The organism is Sorangium sp. So ce385 (assembly GCF_051474135.1).
GTDB lineage: Bacteria > Myxococcota_A > Polyangia > Polyangiales > Polyangiaceae > Sorangium > Sorangium cellulosum_D.
On record NZ_CP150337.1, the window covers coordinates 3099503 to 3119207 of the forward strand.

Below are 19705 nucleotides of genomic sequence, written 5' to 3' on the forward strand. Positions count from 1 at the left end.
CGTCGCGGATAGGAGAACGCGACCATGCTCGAAACGTTCGATCCTTCGCCCGCGGCTGCGTCACCGTCGGTTCTTCGCAAGCCAGCAGCGCGCGCCCGCGGCTATCCGGTGGTAGGGCTGCTCCCGGGGCTGGTGCACGACGCGCCCAGCCTCTTCCTCCAGCTCGCACGGCAGCACCCGGGCGCGCTCATCGAGCTCGATCTCGGCCTCATCCGCGCCTACCTGGCGACGCACCCCGACCAGGCGCAGTACGTCATCAACGACAACTGGCGCAACTTCACCAAGGAAGGCGGGATGTGGACGCCCCTCAGGAGGCTCCTTGGCAACGGCCTCATCTCGGCCAGCGGCGACGACTGGCTCCGCAACCGCCGGCGCATGCAGCCGCTGTTCGCGCAGCGGCAGCTCGAGGGCCTGGTCGACCTCATGGTCGATGTCGTCGAGAGCGATCTGCCGCGGCTCGAGCAGCTGGCGCGCACCGGCGCCGTCGTCGACATGGACAGGGAGATGATGCGGATCACCCAGCGCGTCATCTTCGCGACCATGTTCGGCGCCAGCATCACCCCCCGGGAGGCCGACAGCCTCGGCGACGCGCTCCTCACCGCGTTCCAGGCGCTGAACGCGAGGATGTTCCTCTACTTCTTGCCCGACCGCCTGCTCCCTGGCGAGCGCGCGTTCAGGGACGCGCTCGCCAGGATCGACGAGGCGATCCTCGGCCTCGTCAAGGAACGCCGCCGGAGCGGGGAAGGGCGGGACGACCTCCTCTCGCTCCTCCTGCACGCGCGGGACGAGTCCGGCTCTCGCATGGACGACCGACAGCTCCGGGACGAGCTCGTCACCATGTTCATCGCCGGCAACGAGACCACGGCGATCACGATGACCTGGCTCTTCTACCTGCTCGACGGGCACCCCGAGGTCGAGCGCAAGCTCCGCGCGGAGATCGAGCAGGTCCTCGGCGACCGGCGGCCCACGGCCGCCGACCTGGCCAAGATGGACTACACGAAGATGGTGATCCAGGAGGCGATGCGCCTCTATCCGCCCTCCTGGTTCCTCCCGCGCGTGGCGAAGGAGGACGACCAGATCTGCGGCTATCCCGTGCGCGCCGGCGCGCCCGTCATCGTCAGCCAGTACGTCATGCACCGCGACCCGGCCTTCTGGGAGGACCCCGAGAGGTTCGACCCCGAGCGCTTCACGCCCGAGCGCTCGGCCTCCCGACCGCGCTACTCGTTCATGCCGTTCGGCGGCGGACCGCGGCAGTGCATCGGCAACCTGTTCGCGATCATGGAGGCGCAGATCCTCCTCGGCGTCCTGCTGCGGCGGCTCCGCACGCGCCTCGTGCCCGGTCGCCCGGTGTCGCCTCAGGCCGTGACCACCCTCCGGCCGCGCCATGGCCTCAAGATGACGCTCCACCCCGCCTGATCGGATCCCCCGCCGAGCGCGCGGTCCGCTGGAGCGCGGCCGCCCGCTCGGGCGCGCGAGGCCGGCGTGAGCTCGGATGTACCTCGGCGCGCCCGGGTCTCGTAAGATGGTGAGCTCATGCCGCGACCGCCGGCACGACACGGCCCCCACCCCCGGCGCCGCACGAGCGCACGGGCGAACACGACAGGCGCTGCGCCGAGGAGATCCACGTGAGCGCTCGAATCCCCCTTCCGCCTTTCCCGAAAGGCTGGTTTCAGGTCGCCTCTGCGGAGGAGCTGTCCGCCGGCGGCCCCCTCCCGCTCCGCTGTTTCGGGCAGGACCTGGTGCTGTTCCGGACGCAGGACGGCGAGGCCCGCGTCCTCGACGCCCACTGCCCGCACATGGGCGCCCACCTCGGGGTGGGGGGCCGCGTCGAGCAGCGCGGGATCCGGTGCCCGTTCCATGGATGGGTGATCTCGGGCGAGGGCGCGTGCGTGCACATCCCGTACGCGGACACGATCCCCCCGAAGGCGAGGGTCCGCTGCTGGGAGGTGCGGGAGCTCGACGGCGCCATCCTGGTCCACCACGCGCCCTCGGGCGAGCCTCCGGCGTTCGAGATCCCGCCGCTGCCCGAGGCGCGCTCGGCGGAGTGGGTCCCGGGCATGAGCAAGCGCTGGAGGATCCGCACGCACGTCCAGGAGGCGCTCGAGAACATCGTGGACCCGGCCCACTTCGTCGTGGTGCACAGCATGCCGGCGCCGCCCCGGACCGAGCTCGAGATCGACGGCCACATCCTCCGATCCCGATCGGCGGTGAAGCAGAAGGGCCCGGGCGGGCAGGTGGTCGACGGCTCGATCACCTGGGAAGGCCACGGCATGGGGTACGGGACGATCCGCTTCACCGGCATCGTCGAGCTCCTCTTCGTGAACGCCGTCACCCCGATCGACGAGGAGCTCATCGACGTGCGCTTCGCCTTCTGGCTGCGCAACGACGGCGCGCAGCGCCTCGGCCACGCCCTCGCCGCCGAGGTGTGCCGGCAGCTCGAGGAGGACATCCCGATCTGGGAGAACAAGATCTATCGCCCGCAGCCGGTCCTGTGCGCCGGCGAGAAGACCATCATGACGTTCCGCAAGTGGAGCAGCCAGTTCCTCTGAGCGGCGGCGGCGCCGTCGGCGTCGTCGGCGGCGTCGGCGTAGGATTCCGCCCCGAGCTCGCGGCGGATCTGCTCGCCGCGCCCTCGACCGTGGACTTCGTCGAGGTCGTGGCCGAGGCCTGCTTCGCGAGCCCGGCCGCGCGGCGCGAGGCCTCGGCCATCGCGCGCATCTGGCCGGTGGTGCCCCACGGGGTGAAGCTCTCGCTCGGCAGCGCCGAGGGCGTCGACGTCGATCGCGCCCGCCGCCTCGGGGCGCTCTGCCGCGAGCTCGCGGCCCCGGTCGTGAGCGAGCACGTCGCCTTCGTGCGCGGCGGCGGGCGCGAGATCGGGCACCTCACCGCCCTGCCGTACACGCTCGAGGCGGCCCGCGTCGTCGCGCGGAACGTCGCCGCCGCCCGGCGGGCGCTCCCGGACATCCCGCTCCTGCTCGAGAACGCCGCGCGCACGCTGCGCTTCCCCGACGACGCCCTCGACGAGGGGAGCTTCTACGCCGAGGTCGTCGCCCGCACCGGCTGCGACCTCCTCCTCGACGTCGGCAACGTCTACGCGAACGCCGTCAACGCCGGCGTCGATCCCGGGGCGCTCGCCCGGTCGTACCCGCTCGAGCGCGTGGCGATGATCCACGTCGCCGGCGGCGCCCGCGAGCACGGCTTCTACTTCGACACGCACGCCCACCCCGTCCCCGCGCCGGTCTTCGCCCTCCTCGCCGAGGTCCTCGCGGCCACCGGGCCGGTCCCGATCCTCCTCGAGCGCGACGGCGACTTCCCGCCCTTCGCCGCCCTCGCCGCCGAGCTCGCGACCGCCCGCGAGCTCGCCCGGTCCGCGCCGCCGCGCCCCGCGCCGCCCCCGCCGCGCCCCGCGCCGCCGCCTGTTTCCACCGGCGATCCGCCCGCCGGCGCCGCGGCGCTCGCCGCGGTCCAGGCGCGCGTGGCCGAGCTCTTCACCGCCCCGCGCGCGCCGTCGCCGGCCGACGTCCGGCCGTATGCGGCCGACGAGGTCGCGCGATCGCGCGCGATCCTGCAGCGCAAGCGGGTCGACGACGCGCTCCCGCTCTTGCCGCGGCTCGCGTCGCACCGCGAGGCGGCCGCGCGCCTCGGGGCCCGGTGCGTCGAGGCGTCGCCGCGGGCCCCGCGCCTCACCGCCGTCGCCGACGCGCTCCGGATCGCCGCCGCGGCGGCGGCCGACGAGCGCCTCGCGGCCGAGGCGCTCGTCGATCGCCTGCTCCTCCGCGCCCGCTTCGTCGGGCCGGCGGCCGACGGGAGCGTGCGGCCCAGGCGCCTGCCGTTCATTCGGCGGGAACGGCTGCCCGGAGGTCGGGTAATCTGGGCGATCAAGGGGATGGGCTCGAGCGCCGAGGTCCGGATCGTCGAGCCGCGAAGATAGCCTATGAAAGACGGATCGAACGCCACGGGGAGCGCGGTCTCCCGCTTGCCGGCGCCGGTGCAGGCGCGGCTCGTCGAGCTCAAGGAGAGCCTGGAGCGGGCGCTCGGCGACCGGCTCGCGTGCCTGCTCGTCTACGGGAGCGCGGCGCGGGGCGGCTACCGCGACGGCCACAGCGACGTGGACCTGATGGTGGTGCTCGAGGAGGCGTCGCGCGAGAGCCTCGACGCGATCGCCAACGCCCTCCGGCTCGCGCGCTACGCGGCCCGGATCGAGGCGATGATCCTCACGGCGGCCGAGATCCCGCAGGCCGCGGACGTGTTCCCGCTGCTCTACGACGACATCCGCCGGTGCCACGTGCTCCTCTCCGGCCGCGACCCGTTCTCGGCGCTGGTGATCGACGGCAAGAACCGCCGCCTGCGCGTCGAGCAGGAGCTCCGCGAGGCGCAGATCCGGCTCCGGCGCGCGGTGGTGGACGGCATGGGCTCGGACGACGCCCTGCGCGGCGCGGTGCTCCGCAAGGTGAAGCAGATCCGCGGCCCGCTGCACGCGCTGCTCGGCCTGCGCGGGATCGACGGCGACGACGATCTCGGCACGGTGCTCGCCGGCGCGGGCAAGCTGCTCGGCGTGGACGTCGCCCCGCTGCAGCGGGCCCACGAGGCGCCGGGCGCGGCCTACGAGGCGCTGGCGGCGCTGCTCGCCCGCGCCGTCGACGAGGTCGATCGGCTCGAGCACGGGGAGGCGTCGCGATGATCCACGAGATCTTCGACTTCTTCCCGTTCAACATCGCGTCGGGGCCGGAGTTCTTGCTGTTTTACTTCGTGCTGTCGTCGTCCGGCCTCTTCTTCGCCGCGCTGGCGCGGAAGGCGCTCGGCGCGTCGCTCGATCGCGCGGCGCCGCCGGGCGGCGCGCCGGCGGTCGCCGCGGCCGCGGCGGGCACGCCCTACCGCTTCCACGCGCCGCCGCCGCCGCCGCGGCAGCGGCTCTCGGTGGGCTGGATCCCGCAGCCGGACGAGTACTGGGCGATCGCGTACCTCCGGGAGGAGAACAAGGGGGTCGCGGCCACGCTGATCGCGGTCGCGATGGCCGCGGGGTGGCTCGTCCCCGCCGGCGACGGGAAGGGGGAGTCGTTCCACGTGGTGGGCGGCGCCCCGCCGCGGGACCGGGTGCTCTCGGCGTTCTTCGGCTTGCTCACGTCGCTCCGCCCGGGCGGCGACGCGAGCGCGGCGCTCTCGGTGGAGCAGGTGCGCGCCGCCGCCGAGCGGGTCGCGGCCGACTTCGAGCCGGGGCTCCGCGAGGAGCTCGCCGCCGCCGGGATGATCCGGCCGCGGGGGACGGTGGCGATCCTCTCGGCGGTGGTCTGGGCGGTGGGCGTCGTCCTGCTCGGCGTGGGGCTGATCCGCGTCCTGCGCGCGGAGGAGCTCCACCGGCCGCACACGTTCCTGGTGGTGGAGATGATCGCGCTCCTGTTCGCCACGTGGCTCGTGGCGAGGAGCACGAGCGCGTACAGCGCCCTGAAGTCGGCCTACCTCGACTGGATCGAGGACTCGACCGTCTCGCTGCGCGCCGACGTCGCGGGCGGCCGCCGCCGGGAGGCGGTGGACGTCGGCTTGACGGTGGCCGCGACCGGCACGGCGGCGCTCGCGATGTCGCCGCTCTTCGGGCCGATGATCTTCGCGATCACCCCGCCGCGCGTGGTCTCGACCGAGGGCGGCTCCGGCGGCTCGGGGTGCAGCTCGTCGAGCTGCGGCGGCGGCGGCGGCTGCGGTGGCGGCGGCGGCTGCGGCGGTGGCGGTGGCTGCGGCGGGTGATGCCTGCTTCGAGGTGCTCGACGCCCTCGGCCTGTGCCGGCTGACCCGGCGCACCGGCGATCTCGACGGCGCGGTGCCGCTGCGGGTGGCGAAGGCGTGCGTGCCGCTCCTCGAGGGCAACGCGTTCGGTCATCAGATCACGCTGGCGCGGCCGATCGAGGTGCAGCGGCGGCTCGGGTCGCTCCGGGCCGAGCCTGTGGGCGAGCACCGCGAGGCGCTGCTCCGCGCCCACCGCGCCGCGCTGCCCCGGCTCGTGTCGCAGGGCTTCCTGGCGCCGGACGGGGCGTGGCACCGGGCGCTGCGCGGCGGCCTCGCCTGGACGTGCCGGACGGGGCTGGGGCGGCCGCGCCTGCGGCTGTGGACCGGGCTCCTGGTGCGGCCGGACCCAGGCGTGTGGCTGCGGGTCGCGGGCGCGGCGAACCGCCGCAACGTGCTGATCGAGGTGAGCGAGGCGGTTCTCGCGGACGAGCGCGCGTTCGTCCCGTTGGTGGTCGAGCTGCGCGTCCGCGACGAGGCGCCGCGGATCCTGCGGCTCGAGGGCGAGATCGGCTGCCTTGCGCCGGTGCGCCCCGACGTGCGGATCGAGGCCTGCGCGCTGGCGGACGCGCCCGAGGTGGGGCGGGCGCACGCGGAGTTCTACGACGCGAGGTACTTCGCGGTGAAGAAGGGCGAGGTGACCCGCAAGTACCGGCGCCTCGTGCGAGGCGAGGCCGGCGCGCGGAAGGGGCGTGCGGGAGAAGGGGGCGCGGGCGAGGGGAGCGCGCGAGAGGGCGATGCGGGCGAGGGGAGCGCGCGAGAGGGCGATGCGAGCGATGCGGGCGAGGGGAGCGATGCGGGCGAGGGGAGCGCGGGGCCGGCGCGCGTGCGGCTGGTGGTCGCCGGGCCGGCGGCGCCCGAGATCGCCGAGGTGACCGAGGTCACGACCGCGGCCGGGCCGGATCCGGTCCCATGGCGCGGGGGCGCGCGGCGCCTCGCGTCGCTCGTGGTGAGGAACGCGGTGCCGTTCCGCGCGACGTTCGACGGGCACACGCTCGCCGTCGCGCCGGAGGCGCCGCGCCTGGCCGAGGGCGCGGCCGCGGTGGAGCGCGCCTTCGCCCGGGTCTTCGGCGAGGATTTCATCGCCGCGAACCGCGGGGCGCTCTGGTACCTGACGAAGTACTTCACGCCCCACCCGCCGGGCGAGCCGCACTTCTTCGTGAAGCCGTGGGCCTTCATCCGGACGCCGCCGGGCTGGTCGAGCCTGCTCGACGGCATCCACGGCGAGGGCTACGACGTGATGCGCGGCGTGGTCGCGACCGACGTCTTCTTCGCGACCCCCGCGGTGTTCCACGTGCGCCGGCTCGGCGCGCCGATCGAGGTGCCCGAGGGCGCGCCGCTGCTCCGGGTCCTGCCGATCCCGCGCGACCTGCTCCGGGCCGGCTTCCGCGAGGCTCGGTTCCTCGATGCGTGAGCGGCGCGGACGGCGCGGACGCTCGGGCTGCATGTGCTGGATAACGATGATGATTTCGCCCTTCGAGCGCCCCCGCGGAGCGCGCCCGTGAGCGCGCGGTGGATCTGGCCCGGCGCGGAGCGCGGTCCGGCGAGGCTCCTCGACGAGCTCGCGGCGCGCGGCTTCTCGGTCCTCCGCGGCGACGCCTCGCTGGCCCCCGAGGAGGCCGCGCGGGCGCCGTGGAGCTTCGCCGAGCGGCTCCTCGGGTCGAGGCCGCGCCTGGTCGAGCGGCAGCCGATCAAGGCCGTGCCGGGGGGGAGGTCGTTCGCCGCGAGCTCCGCGGCGGCGCCGCTCCACACCGACAGCCAGAGCTACGCGGGCGCGCCGCCGGCCGTGCAGATCATGGCCTGCGTCCGGCCCGCGGAGCGCGGCGGCGAGAGCCTCCTGCTCGACGGCTGGGCGCTGCTCGCGGCCGTCGAGCGCGCCGACCCCGAGCTCTTCCGCGCGCTCTTCACGGTCTACCGGCGCATCCCGTTCGTCTTCGGCGACGTCTTCGGTCCCACGGTGTCGCTCCGCGACGGCGCCCTCGCGCTGACGCACGCGCCGGTCGCGCCGCCGGGGGACGCGATCGCCGCGCGCCTCGCGCGGTTCGTCGAGGCGTCGCGGCGCGAGCTGAGCGAGCTCGCGCTCGGCCCGGCGGATCTCCTGGTGGTCGACAACCGGCGCATGCTCCACGGCCGCCGGGCGTTCGAGGGCGGCGCGCGCGAGTTCGTGCGGCTGCTCGTTTGGATGGATGCGCCGCTCCCGTCGCCGCCCGCGTACCGCGCGCTGGCCGCCCAGGTCGCCGAGGCGGCCGCGCGCCGCGTCGCCGGCGCGCCGGAGGCGACGCGGCGGCGGCTCGGCCTCGGGGCGCCGGCCCCGCCCGAGGCGAGGCGCCGCCTCGGGGTGGTCCTGGAGATGCTGCGCGGCGTCCCGCCGGGGGTGCTCGCCGCGCGCGAGCGGATCCCCGAGCCGGAGCTCTACCGCCTCCGCGACGCGGCGCTCGCGGCGGCCGAGGCGGCGCTCGCGGGCGATGCGGCGGGCGCGGACGACGGCGCGCTGGCCGAGGCGATCGCGCGGATGGGCCGGGGGTGAGCGGCGCGCGCGCCGCGCGCCACGCAGAGGACGTCGCGCCATCGGCGATCCGTCAGCCTGCGCGGCCCGCTCCCGTCACTGCGCGACGCAGTTCTCCTTCATCACTTCCCAGACGGCATCCCCGGTGGCGATGCTGCCTGCAGAGGTGGGGTGGATCCCGTCTTGCGTATATTCGTTGTGTCCGTTCCAGGTCGGACGAAGGTCGAGCCAGTAACACTTCGGCGACGTGAGCCCGTCGCACAGCTCCTTCATCTTCGGTCGGAGCGCGTCGAGGCAGGTCTTGAGCGACGCGAACTGGTTTCCGATGGGGTCCGGATAGAAGAAGTAGACCACCTTTTCGACGTTGTCCCCGGCCATGGTCTCGAACAGCGACTCCGCGGCCGCGAGGGCTGCGTCGCCGTCCCCTCTCAACAAGCAGTCGTTCCCGCCCCCATCCATCAGCACGTACTTGATCATGCCGTTCTCCGCGGCTTTGCGGTACTGGCTGGGGATTTGATCGTTGGCCAGCGTCGTGCCGCTGACCGAGTTGTCGATGTAGCGCTCGTTCTCGGCGAGGGAGCCGTTGGCCTTGGCCTGCTTCTCGATCTGCTGCGTGATGCCGTGGGTCGCGGCGATGAACGATTCGCCGATGACCGCGACCTGATTCCCCCTGGTCTGGCCGGTGACGCACTCGTCCGAGCTCCCGCCGGTGCTGGCCGTTTCTCCGCCGCTGGCCGAGCTGCTGGCCGGCCCGGTGGTCGCGCCACCGCTGCTCGAGGTGCTCTCGGCTGCTGAGCCTCCGGTGCCGCCAGGGCCCATGCCGCCAGTGCCCGTGCCGCCGGTGCCGACCGTCGCCGTGGTACCCCCGCCGCTGGTAGACCCGTCAGGGGTGCCTCCGCTGGTCGAGGTCGTATCACCGTCGTTCGCCTCACCACAGGCACAAATGCCGAGGCTCAGGAGACCGAGGACGATCAAGTTCGTAGAGACGCAGCGACGTATTGACCGCATTTTTCTTTCTCCAGTGTCCGAATTCGCGCCGAGGTTTCAGGGTACGAAAGGCCTTCGTCTGCCTTTGCGATGCATCGTCGTGGCGAGCGCCGATCCAATTCGAGAGGCTTGTAGCCGCGCTTGAAGCCGAGAGGGTGGTCTCGGTGTCCGGGGCGCACCAGGCGAAGAACAGCCGGTGAGCACGAATCGAATCGTAGTCGTCCGGTACGGCGAGGATGCGCTGCCCTCGCCCCTCTGTTCCGAGATCGCCGTCCGTCCTCGCATCGCACGATGCAACTGACTGCCACGACTTCGTACCCGAGCCAGCTGGATCGAGGTATAGGCATACCCGCCTATGCCTCGATGCGTGATGGCACGTCCACGTCGGTGGACTGCACAATTCGGGCGAGAGTCGAATTCGGTCATCACTACACAAACTGCGGGATCTGCGGGACCTACCCCGGTCGACGGGCGGCGCTCGCCTGCGGCTCGTCCACCCCGGCACTGAGCCGGGACGCCGCGCGGGCCCGACACGACACCGCCGCTCACCGCGCCCGGCCCCCCGCGGCGCACGGCGCGCGCCCCGCCGCGCGGGCCCGCGCTGCTACCGCCTTGGTGCGCCGCGGGCCTCCGGATATGCTCGCGCGGTATGGCCTCACGTCCTCCCGGTGCCGCTTCGCTGCGCGGGGCCGCCCTCGGCAGCGACGCGGGCCGGTCTGCGGCGAAGCCATCGAAGGAGCAGCGAAATGACGAGCTGGTGTCTGGATCCTGACGCTTTGCGTGGTCGCATCGCGGTCGTCGCCGGGGCGACGCGGGGGGCTGGCCGCGGGATCGCGGCCGCCCTGGGAGAGGCCGGCGCCACGGTGATCTGTACCGGCCGCAGCAGCCGCAACCGCTCCCTGCAATCGGACTACGACCGTCCGGAGACGATCGAGGAGACCGCCGAGCTCGTCACCTCGCTGGGCGGCCACGGCATCCCCATGGTCGTCGACCACCTCGACGCCTCCCAGGTCGAGCGTCTGGCGGGCCAGATCCGGGATGCGCACGGCCACATCGACATCTTGGTCAACGACATCTGGGGCGCCGAGCGGCTCAAAGGTGGACCCTCCGAATGGAACACGCCCATCTGGCGGCACGACCTCCAGAAGGGGCTCCGGATCCTCCGGCTCGCCATCGATACGCACCTGATCACCTCCCACCACCTCATCCCGCTCCTGATCGCCCGCCCCGGAGGCCTCCTGGTCGAGGTGACCGACGGCACCGCCGACTACAACGCCTCGCGGTACCGCATCTCGGTGTTCTATGACCTGGCCAAGGCGGCGGTGAACCGTCTGGCGTTCTCCCAAGGCCACGAGCTCGCGCCGCACGGGGCCACGGCCGTGGCGATCAGCCCTGGATGGCTCCGCTCCGAGATGATGCTCGAGAACTACAAGGTCACCGAGGACAACTGGCGCGCCGCGCCCTCACCGCCCGGGTTCGCGGTCTCGGAGTCGCCTCGCTACGTGGGGCGCGCGGTCGTGGCGCTCGCGACCGACCCCAGGCGTGAGCGATGGAACCAGCGGTCGGTGACCTCCGCGCAGCTGGCGGCCGAGTACGGCTTCACGGACCTCGACGGCTCACGCCCCGATGTGTGGCGATACAGCCAGGCCGTCGAGGACGGCGACCAGGACGTCGATCCGAGGGACTACCGGTGAGCTGCCCATGTTCAAAAGAGCTCGACGTTTCGTAGCAGTCGTTCACGAAACGGTTCGAACGCCGGTACACCAAGCAGCGCTGGAAAGCCCGCACACTCGAGGATAGACGTTCGCAGGTATCCCAGCAGGTCGCTGGGATCGGGCGGCGCCGAGACCGGGCGTCGCGGGCCGGCCCAGGAGAAGTTCCGCCAAGGCGCGAGCCAGCCGCCGCCGATCTCGATGCCATGAGGCATCCCGCCGCTGATGTTGTCCTTGTGGTAGCCGTCCGGAGCGAGGGGCAGCAGGTACGGACCATCCACCAGCGGCGAGCCCGGATCCTCGAGCAGGTCGGTGAAGTCTTGCACGGCAAACGCGATCCACGCAGCGCTACATGGGTCCACGTGGACGCCATCACAGTAACCGTCCGGCCCGGTGACACCGTGAGCCTTCCAGAATTCGACGTGCGCGTACCACTCGAGGTCCACGAGTGAGATTCCCCCGACCTGCTGCCAAAACGCGACGAGGATCGGCGGAATGGCTCCACCGACCGTTGCCTCGAGGTGCCGCAGTCTCGAATCGAGGCCAGGTTCGGGCGGGGTGACTCCCGGGACCGGCGGGTAGCCCAGATCCCGGAGATTCACCATGAGAGCTGCCGCGGCCTTCTCCAAACCAGCGAGCGCGTGCACCGCGTCGCGCGCCGCTGCTTGGGCGTCGTAAAGGGCCGCGTCGCGCCAGGAGCGCTGCGCCCTCAGGATGGTCATCGCGTCAATCATCGCGGCCCCTCCGAGCCTGCCAACGATGCGTCGATGGGTCGACCGAAGCCGCCGGGCCAAGTCTGTCTCAATCGTCGCCCTCTGTGACGTCCCCGCGTGGAAAATCTCACGGACCGGCTGTGTGCCGCAACACCCAAATGCTGCCCAGCGCCGGCGTCCAGCGGCTCCGCGCCCGGCGGGCGACCCAGAGGCGCCGGCACGCCGGTTACAAAACGACACCGAACGGTTTCGGAACTTGACAGTATCGAAACTGTTCGGTATCGATATGTGCAGAGGGTGAGGTGACCGCATGACCCAGAACGAGGACGAGCCCGCCGAGGTGGAGCCCGCGAGGCCGGGGCGCAAGCGAGACCGCTCGCGCGACGCCAAGATCCTCGAGGCCGCGCTCGAGGTCCTCGCCGAGGTGGGCGCAGCCGGCTTGACGATGGACCTGGTGGCCGCGCGGGCGGGGGCCGGGAAGGCGACCATCTACCGTCGTTGGACCTCGAAGACGGAGCTGGTCATCGACGCCGTCGCGCACATGAAGCGCAATCAGGTCGATCTCGAGCATCTGCCCGACACCGGCACGCTCCGCGGAGACCTCCTCGGCTTGTTCAAGCCGCAGTCGATCGAAGAGGGCGAGCGCAAGCTCAAGATCATGACCGGGCTCGCCTCATTGCTCTCGCAGGAGCAGGCGCTCGCCGAGGCAGCCAACAGCGCGATCGTCGAGCCGTGGGCCGAAGCGCATCTCGCGCTGATGCAGCGAGCCGTGGCGCGCGGCGAGATCTCGGCGTCCGCCGACATCGCCACCCTGTCCCAGGTCATCCCGTCGATGGCCGCCTACCGCACCCTGGTCCAGCGCAAGCCGTTCGACTGGGCCTTCCTCGTGTCGATGGTCGACGGCGTCATCGTGCCGGCCGTCCGGAATCAGCCCTCCGACGTGCCGCCAGGCTCGACAGGCCACCGGCCTGATCACACCACCTCACCGGCCCACGAATCCGCGCCGCCCCGACGGGCCGCGCGCGTGGGGACACGCTTGAAACCCTGAACCTGCATAGGAGAAAATCATGACCGTCAGCGTTACCAACCACCTCAACTTCCGTGGCGATGCCCGAGCGGCGCTGGAGTTCTACCAGTCCGTGTTCGGCGGTGACATCACCGTCATCACCTACAAGGACGCTCACAACGTCCAGGCTCCGTCGGAGGCCGATCAGGTGATGTGGGGCCAGGTCGCCGCCAAGAACGGCTTCCGGGTGATGGCTTACGACGTGCCCTCCCGGACGCCATGGGAGCAGGGCAAGAACGCGTTCTTCGTCTCGGTCCGCGGCGACTCGGCCGCCGAGATCTCCGCGCTCTGGGAGAAGCTCTCCGCCGGCGCGACCATCGCGCAGCCCCTGGCGCCGTCGGGATGGACCCCCCTGTACGGCATGCTCAAGGATCGCTTCGGCGTCACGTGGGTCCTGGATGTCGCGACGGAGTACAAGGCGTCCTGAGCGCGCGGAAGAGCGCGCGCGCAAGGAGATAACGATGCCCCCGTCGTTTGGATCGACGTCGACCACGGACGAAGTGCTCGAGGCCCGCGATCTCAGCGGCAAACGCGCCTTGGTCACCGGCGTGTCCGCCGGCCTCGGCGTCGAGACGGCGCGCGCGCTGGTCGCCCACGGCGCCCACGTCGTGGGCGCAGCGCGTGACCTCGAGAAAGCGGAAGCGGCGACCCGCGGGGTGCGGGCGGCGAGCGCCGGCTCCGGGCGGCTCGAGCTGGTGGAGCTGGACCTCGCCTCGCTGGCCAGCGTGCGCCGCTGCGCCGACGACCTGCTGAGGCAGGGGGAGCCGTTCGACGTCGTCATCGCCAACGCGGGGGTGATGGCGTGTCCGTTCGGCCTGACCGAGGATGGGTTCGAGCTGCAACTCGGCACGAACCACCTCGGCCATTTCGTGCTCGTCAACCGGATCGCTTCCTTGCTGCGGGCAGGCTCGAGGGTCGTGTCCCTCTCGTCCGCGGGGCATCGCTACGCGGACGTCGACCTCGCCGATCCCCATTTCGAGCGCACGCGTTACGAGCCGTTCGTCGCCTACGGGCGCTCCAAGACCGCGAACATCCTGTTCGCGGTGGAGCTCGATCGACGCCTCCGCGAGCGCGGGACGCGCGCCACCGCCGTGCATCCGGGCGTCATCCAGACCGAGCTCGGGCGCCACCTCCCCGGCGACTCCCTCTCGACCCTGGTCGAGCGGATCAACGCGGACCTCGCTGCTCGAGGCAAACCGCCGTTCGCGCCCAAGACCATCCCCCAAGGCGCGGCGACCTCGGTCTGGGCTGGCGTGGTGGCCGAGGCGGACGAGGTCGGAGGCCGCTACTGCGAGAACTGCCATGTCACCACGAGGGTGACCCTCGACCCGATCGATCCCATCAGCGAAGGGGTCCGTCCGTATGCGCTCGATCTCGAGCGAGCAGCGGCGCTCTGGGCGAAGAGCGAGGCATGGGTCCGCGAGCGCTTCTGAGCCGACGGCCGGAGGCCATGGATCTCCACCTGCGGCGAGATCTTGCCGGCAATCCCGGCAAGCCCCGGCAAGATCTTGCCGGCCTCCTTCGCCGCTGGCCCTCGCCCAAGTCCGAAGGATTGCTGTCGATGGCCAGCCCTCACCACGTTCGCGCGTGGATCGAGCGCGCTGTCCCGGGTCCCCGCCCCCTCGTACGGCGCGCGGCACGATCGTTGATATGAGAGGGCGGGAGGGACGGACAGCGCGAAGCGCGCTTCCGACAACAATCCCTCGGAGGAGGTACATCATGGGCTTTTATGGACCGGTCACGACGCATGGTCTCGAGGCAACGGCCGAGTTTCGCGCCACCGGGTTTGGCGGGGTCGTGGGCGTGCTCGGCATCAAGGTGAGCGGCGAGGCGCAGAACTTCACGTCCGGGTTCGTGCTGGTGCGGGACGAGAAGTTCGTCGGCGGTCTGAGGTACAATCTCATGGGCTGGACGGGCCCGCTGGGGAAGGGGGATTCGCCCTTCCATCACGAGCAGGGCTTCGATCTCGGCGCGATGCCGCCCGAGGAGATCGTGATCGCGTCGGCCAGCGAGACGATCCGGGTGTCCGTCAAGCTGCCGAAGGCGTCGGCGGCGGCGCCCGCGCCCACGAACACCGGGCTGCCCGCGCCGCTCATGGGCGTCGGATCGTCGACGAAGCTCGACTACGACGAGGCGTACGGCGCGGCGCTGCGCGATCTGGTCGCGAAGTGGAAGCCCGAGCTCCTCGCGAGCCGCGAGATCGCCCTGTATCGGCAAGAGGTGACGTTCCTGGGGCTCGTGCTCGGGGCGCCGACCTTCCGGCTGACGGTCACCCTGATCGCGCCCGACAAGGCTGCGAGCTGACCGAAGCCGCGCGGTCGCGCGGGAGCGAGCGCGCCGCGCCGGCTGCGCCGCTCCTCGCCCGACGCGCGGCCTGCGCGGTCCCCTCAGCGCTGGTCAGCGCGGGCCTGATCCTGGATGGCGTTGAACACGGCGGCCATCTCATCGGCGCCGTGGCCGAGCTGCAATGCCCGTTTGAAGTAGCTCAGGATGAGCTCCGGGATGCGCCGATCGACGCCGTTCTCCCGGCTGAGACGCGCGATGTGCTCGAGGGCGCCGACGTGGATGTCCAGCGTGCAGTCGGTCCCCTTGAAATCGCCGGTAGACAGCATCTTCTTGCTCATGTCGGCGGTGACCGAGATGAGCGGCATGATCGCCTGAAAACCGGCGAAGTACGCGTCGAGGGGGAACTTCTCCGACGCGCAGATCGCCGCCCCGTGCAGGAACGACAGCGTGGCGCCGTAAAAGCTCTCCAGGAGAGCGCAGTCGAGCGTTGCCGCGGCCCCGATCGGCTCGCCGACGTGGGAGGTGGCCCCGCCGAGGACGCGCAGCGTCGGCTCGTGGCGGTCGTAGAGCCCCTTGGGACCCGAGTAGAACACCGGCGTCTGCTCACCACCGATGTAGCTGGGGTAAGCCATGATGCACCCGTCCAGGTAGTTGATCCCGAGCTCCGACGTCCATGCCGCCCCGCTGCGGGCATCGTTGGGCGTGCCGCTGGTCAGCTGCACCAGCGTCCGACCCTTCGCGGCCTCGGCCACGAGGGGAGCGCGGAGGACCTGATCGCTCGCTGCGTAGTTGGTCAGCGAGATGATCGTCAGGTCGCTCTCGCTGCACGCCTGCTCGGGCGTCGCCGCCACCTTCGCCTGGCCCTGAAACGGCTCTGCCTTGCCGTGGGTCCGGTTCCATACGGTCACCCGATGGCCGGCGTTGATGTAGGCGCGCGCCAGCGCGGCGCCCATTTGACCCAAGCCGATGATGGACACGGTCTCTTTGTGCGACATGATCTGGTTCTTCTCTCCTGTAATCGCCTGAGGGCACCCGAGCGCGCGCTCCTCACCCTCGATTCTCTGGCGCAACCGATTCGAGCCGACCGCCGTCGAGGACGCGGGCGAGGCATGCACACCTGCCATGAGAACGAGCGCTTCGCGCGAGGCCTGCGGCTGCCGAGGGACACCAGCCTCGGAGGCTACCGATGGCGAAGGAAAAGTAAAACGATTCGAGGAGGTCGAGGGCGAATCGCCAAGCCCGCTTCCGGTGGCAGAAGCAGGTGTTTCCCACGTCACACCCCTTACTACCGGCCGGGCGGGTCGTTGCGCGTTGGTGCCCCGCGCCCGCCGGGGTACGCTCCCGAGGCATGGCGTCACGTCTTCTCCTCGAAGCGGCCGCGGTGTGTGGGCTCGCCGTCGGCTGCGCGGCGTGCAAGCCGGCGGAGGAGCCGCTGCCGGCCCATGTGCGCGTCTCCATCGACGGCGCGGTCATCAGCCCGGCCAAGGCGGATGGGCGCCAGTGGGACGGCATGGGCACGGTCCCGGCGGGGGCGCTGACCACCATCGGCGACCTGCTCCGCACGGCGCACCCCGCCGCGGCGGCCGCCAGCGTGGCGGGGTACGCCGCGGAGGCGGCGGGGGCGGGCACCGAGCCGCCGGAGCCGTTCGGCTCGGCGGAGCTGTTCGCGGGCGGCCGGTCGCTCGGCCGGCTCGCGCTCGATCGCTCGGGGCAGCGCGACACCTGCACGCCCGGGTGGAAAGGCCCGCCGACCTGGCGCCGCGTGCCGCTCGCGCCGGACGTCCACCTGAGCGGTGAGCTCATCGACCGCGACCTCGTCAACGACGACTTCATCGGGAGGTTCGCCATCCACCGCGATCACCTCGTCGAGGCGCTCCGGGCGCGCACCGTGTACCCGGTGGCGGTCGGCAACCAGGCCGCCGGACAGGTGCTGTTCGTCTGGATCGAGGTCTGGCCGGAGTAGACCGGCGTGGACGCGAGCCGGCGACTCCGCCGCACGCGCGTCGGCGCCTGACCGGTGCGCGGCGCCCGCGCCTGCGCCGCGCAGCGCCGGTGAAGCAAGCGGTGCGCGCCCGGCGGCGCGCCAGCCGTGACGCTGACGCGCGGTCCTGGGCGCAGCCCGACGCGCGCGACGTCACGCCGCGCTGGACGAGCTCGCGCTCTCGGCCGGCGACGCGCCGGCGAGCGGGGCGCGCTTCTCGCCCGCGAAGGCCTTCTCCACGAGGTAGTCGCCCGGCTCGCCGCTGTTGCCCTCTTCGAAGCCGCGCGACTCCAAGAGCGCGGCGGTATCGGCGAGCATCTCCGAGCTGCCGCAGAGCATCAGCCGGTCGTGCGCGGGGTCGAGCGTGGGCAGCGCCAGATCGGCGAAGATCCGGCCGGACTCGATGAGCGCGGTGATCCGGCCCTCGGTCCTGAACGCCTCGCGGGTGACGGACGGGTAGTAGAGGAGCTTGGGCCGCACGATCTCGCCGAGCAGCTCGTCCGCCAGGAGATCGTGCTCGATGTAGCGCGCGTAGGCGAGGTCCTGCGCGCGGCGGCACGTGTGCGTGAGGACCACGCGCTCGAAGCGATCGTACGTCTCGGGGTCCTTGATGACGCTGAGGAACGGCGCCAGGCCGGTCCCGGTCGCCAGGAGCCACAGCGTTCGCCCCGGCCGCAAGTTACCGATCGTGAGCGTGCCCGTCGCGCGCTTGCCGACGAGGATCGTCTCGCCGACGGCGACGTGCTGCAGGCGCGAGGTCAACGGGCCGTTCGGCACCTTGATCGAGAAGAACTCGAGCGTCTCCTCGTGGTTCGCGCTCGCGAGGGAGTACGCGCGGACGAGCGGCTTGCCCGCGACCTCGAGCCCCATCATGCAGAACTGCCCGTTCGCGAAGCGGAAGCCTGGCGAGCGGGTGGTCTTGAGCGTGAAGAGCTTGTCCGTCCAGTGATGGACCTCGAGCACCGTCTCTTCTGTGTAGCCGGGTATCATGTCGTTCATCCTTGTCGGTGCGAAACCATCGCGGGGTCGCGGTTCGAAAGCGCGCGCTCCCCGGTCATGACGGCGGCGCGGCGCCGCGGCGCGCGCCGTCGCCTGCCGCGTGAAGCTCGTTCCATCGCGGCGAGAGCGCCGCCGCGTCGTCAGCGAGCGCGGCGCTCCCGAGCGCGACGAGGTCCATCGCGAGGTCGTCTTCCATGAGCTCGGGGCTTCACGTACCACTGATGCAAATGAAAATCAAGATCATGATGAGCCTGCGACGTTCCCGCCGCGCGTGTCGAACCGCTCGACGCTCGTCACCTCGTCCCCGTCCCCTGGCGCGCGGGCGCGCCACGCCGCCGCGACCGTCGGCTCGCGACGTGCGGGGTGAGCCCGGGACGGCGCGCGGGGGACGGCGCAGGCGCGCCGCCGAGGAAGCGCATCCCACGCGCGCCGTGAGGCAGGGCGCCAGCACGGAAACGCCGCCCGATGCCTGCGTGCTTCCCTTGTGTTGCAAATGAAAGTCTTTATCATCAGTTGCGCGAACGGCTCGGCGAGCGCTCGCTGGTCGTCGGCACGGTGCCGGCGCCGACTGGCTGTGCGCACCGAGCATCCCGTCGCAGGAGGTCACGATGGTGTCCGAGAGCTCCTCACCAGCCGTATTGCCCGCGCCCTTGGTCGTTTATCAACTCGCGATCGGTCACTATCGATCGCGCGCGCTCGCCTTGGTCGCGAAGCTCGGTGTCGCGGACCTGATCGCCGCGGGCCGGCGGAGCGTGGACGATCTGGCGAGCGCCACGTCGACACAACCGCAGGCGTTGCGGCGCGTGCTGCGTCTCCTCGTGAGCGCCGACGTGTTCCGTGAGGACGATGCGGGAGCCTTCGAGCTCACGGCCGTGGGGCAGCTCCTCCGCTCCGATGTGCCGGGTTCCATGAAGGCGCTCGTCGCCACGTTCGCGGGCCCTCCCATCCAGGAGAGCTGGCGGGAGCTCGAGTACTGCGTCCGCACGGGCCAGCCTGCGTTCAAGAAGGATGACCCGAACGCCGATTGGACCACGCGCTTCTCGGCGGATCCCGAGACGGCGGAGAACTTCGACAAGGCCATGGCGACCGGGACCGCGCTCGCCGCGCCGGCGGTCGCGAGCGCCTACGATTTCTCGAGCTTCAACACGATCGTCGACATCGGCGGAGGGAACGGCGCGCTCCTGGCGGCGATCTTGAGCGCGCATCCGAAGCTGCGCGGCGCGTTGTTCGAGCGCCCCGACGTCATCGAACGAGCCCGCGGCGCGCTCGCTTCGAGCCCGTTGCAGTCCCGGATCGACCTCGTGGCGGGGAGCTTCTTCGAGGCCGTCCCGGCGGGGCTGGACGCTTACATGCTCAAGCACGTGATCCACGACTGGAGCGACGCCGACGCTCGCGCGATCTTGGAGGTGTGTCGCCGCGCCATGCCGACGCACGCGAAGCTCTTGCTCGTGGAAGGGGTTTACCCGCGGCGCGTCGAGCCGTCGCTCGAAGCGCAGGGCGCCACGGCCAACGACGTCAACATGCTGGTCTGTACCGGAGGCCGCCAGCGCTCCGAGGCCGAATTTCGAGAGCTCCTGGCGGCCGCCTCCTTCCAGCTCACGCGGATCATCCCGGCCTCGATGGGCGCCTGCGTCATCGAGGGTGTGCCCTGCTGAGATGGGAGCGCGCCGCTGAAGCAAA

At 71.7% G+C, this 19705-nt stretch carries 19 protein-coding genes; 14 read left to right on the top strand and 5 right to left on the bottom strand.

The genetic code is table 11. The features are described from left to right. Positions 1-24 precede the first annotated feature (24 nt). The 7 genes from WME83_RS11655 (at position 25) to WME83_RS11685 (ending at position 8302) form a co-directional block, all read left to right on the top strand. Positions 25-1416: a cytochrome P450 gene (locus WME83_RS11655; protein WP_437319344.1), complete on the top strand. Its 1392-nt coding sequence runs from the start codon at positions 25-27 to the stop codon at positions 1414-1416. Positions 1417-1625: 209 nt separating this feature from the next. Further along, positions 1626-2549: a Rieske 2Fe-2S domain-containing protein gene (locus WME83_RS11660; RefSeq protein WP_437319345.1), complete on the top strand. Its 924-nt coding sequence runs from the start codon at positions 1626-1628 to the stop codon at positions 2547-2549. Then, the gene (locus WME83_RS11665) at positions 2528-3931 is read left to right on the top strand and encodes a DUF692 domain-containing protein (RefSeq protein WP_437319346.1); all 1404 of its coding nucleotides are present in this window, start codon (positions 2528-2530) and stop codon (positions 3929-3931) included. Before WME83_RS11660 ends, WME83_RS11665 begins: the two co-directional genes overlap by 22 nt. Positions 3932-3934: 3 nt before the next feature. Next, complete coding sequence (locus WME83_RS11670; RefSeq protein ID WP_437319347.1) at positions 3935-4681, top strand: nucleotidyltransferase domain-containing protein; 747 nt, start codon at positions 3935-3937, stop codon at positions 4679-4681. Then, positions 4678-5739: a hypothetical protein gene (locus WME83_RS11675; protein ID WP_437319348.1), complete on the top strand. Its 1062-nt coding sequence runs from the start codon at positions 4678-4680 to the stop codon at positions 5737-5739. The genes WME83_RS11670 and WME83_RS11675 overlap by 4 nt, the downstream gene beginning before the upstream one ends. Continuing rightward, on the top strand, positions 5717-7189 hold the full coding sequence (locus WME83_RS11680) for a hypothetical protein (RefSeq protein ID WP_437319349.1): 1473 nt from the start codon (positions 5717-5719) through the stop codon (positions 7187-7189). Before WME83_RS11675 ends, WME83_RS11680 begins: the two co-directional genes overlap by 23 nt. 87 nt (positions 7190-7276) lie before the next feature. After that, positions 7277-8302, top strand: a complete 1026-nt coding sequence (locus WME83_RS11685; protein ID WP_437319350.1) for a TauD/TfdA family dioxygenase — start codon at positions 7277-7279, stop codon at positions 8300-8302. A gap of 75 nt (positions 8303-8377) precedes the next feature. Here WME83_RS11685 and WME83_RS11690 read toward each other — a convergent pair whose 3' ends face one another. Next, positions 8378-9256 (bottom strand): SGNH/GDSL hydrolase family protein, encoded by an 879-nt coding sequence (locus WME83_RS11690; protein WP_437319351.1) that lies wholly within the window; start codon positions 9254-9256, stop codon positions 8378-8380. Between the two features lie 758 nt (positions 9257-10014). Here WME83_RS11690 and WME83_RS11695 point away from each other — a divergent pair. After that, a complete protein-coding gene (locus WME83_RS11695; RefSeq protein ID WP_437319352.1) occupies positions 10015-10962 on the top strand; it encodes an SDR family oxidoreductase in 948 nt (315 codons plus the stop codon). Between the two features lie 11 nt (positions 10963-10973). On the opposite strand, the gene WME83_RS11700 is transcribed toward WME83_RS11695, so the two are convergent. Next, the gene (locus WME83_RS11700; RefSeq protein ID WP_437319353.1) at positions 10974-11702 is read right to left on the bottom strand and encodes a hypothetical protein; all 729 of its coding nucleotides are present in this window, start codon (positions 11700-11702) and stop codon (positions 10974-10976) included. Between the two features lie 301 nt (positions 11703-12003). Between WME83_RS11700 and WME83_RS11705 the strand changes: the two genes are divergently transcribed. From WME83_RS11705 to WME83_RS11720, 4 genes are all read left to right on the top strand, one after another. After that, positions 12004-12741: a TetR/AcrR family transcriptional regulator gene (locus WME83_RS11705; RefSeq protein ID WP_437319354.1), complete on the top strand. Its 738-nt coding sequence runs from the start codon at positions 12004-12006 to the stop codon at positions 12739-12741. A 19-nt stretch (positions 12742-12760) separates the two neighbouring features. After that, on the top strand, positions 12761-13186 hold the full coding sequence (locus WME83_RS11710; protein ID WP_437319355.1) for a VOC family protein: 426 nt from the start codon (positions 12761-12763) through the stop codon (positions 13184-13186). Positions 13187-13220: 34 nt separating this feature from the next. Continuing rightward, positions 13221-14192, top strand: coding sequence for an SDR family NAD(P)-dependent oxidoreductase (locus WME83_RS11715; RefSeq protein ID WP_437319356.1), 972 nt, complete (start codon positions 13221-13223; stop codon positions 14190-14192). Between the two features lie 286 nt (positions 14193-14478). Continuing rightward, positions 14479-15063, top strand: coding sequence for a hypothetical protein (locus WME83_RS11720; RefSeq protein WP_437319357.1), 585 nt, complete (start codon positions 14479-14481; stop codon positions 15061-15063). Between the two features lie 83 nt (positions 15064-15146). On the opposite strand, the gene WME83_RS11725 is transcribed toward WME83_RS11720, so the two are convergent. Beyond that, the gene (locus WME83_RS11725; RefSeq protein ID WP_437319358.1) at positions 15147-16040 is read right to left on the bottom strand and encodes an NAD(P)-dependent oxidoreductase; all 894 of its coding nucleotides are present in this window, start codon (positions 16038-16040) and stop codon (positions 15147-15149) included. Between the two features lie 353 nt (positions 16041-16393). On the opposite strand from WME83_RS11725, the gene WME83_RS11730 reads away from it, so the two are divergent. Further along, positions 16394-17008, top strand: a complete 615-nt coding sequence (locus WME83_RS11730; RefSeq protein WP_437319359.1) for a hypothetical protein — start codon at positions 16394-16396, stop codon at positions 17006-17008. Between the two features lie 171 nt (positions 17009-17179). On the opposite strand, the gene WME83_RS11735 is transcribed toward WME83_RS11730, so the two are convergent. Next, on the bottom strand, positions 17180-18016 hold the full coding sequence (locus WME83_RS11735) for a ferredoxin--NADP reductase (protein ID WP_437319360.1): 837 nt from the start codon (positions 18014-18016) through the stop codon (positions 17180-17182). A 64-nt stretch (positions 18017-18080) separates the two neighbouring features. Next, positions 18081-18221: a hypothetical protein gene (locus WME83_RS11740; RefSeq protein WP_437319361.1), complete on the bottom strand. Its 141-nt coding sequence runs from the start codon at positions 18219-18221 to the stop codon at positions 18081-18083. 454 nt (positions 18222-18675) lie between these two features. Between WME83_RS11740 and WME83_RS11745 the strand changes: the two genes are divergently transcribed. Continuing rightward, positions 18676-19680: a methyltransferase gene (locus tag WME83_RS11745; protein WP_437319362.1), complete on the top strand. Its 1005-nt coding sequence runs from the start codon at positions 18676-18678 to the stop codon at positions 19678-19680. Positions 19681-19705: the final 25 nt, after the last annotated feature.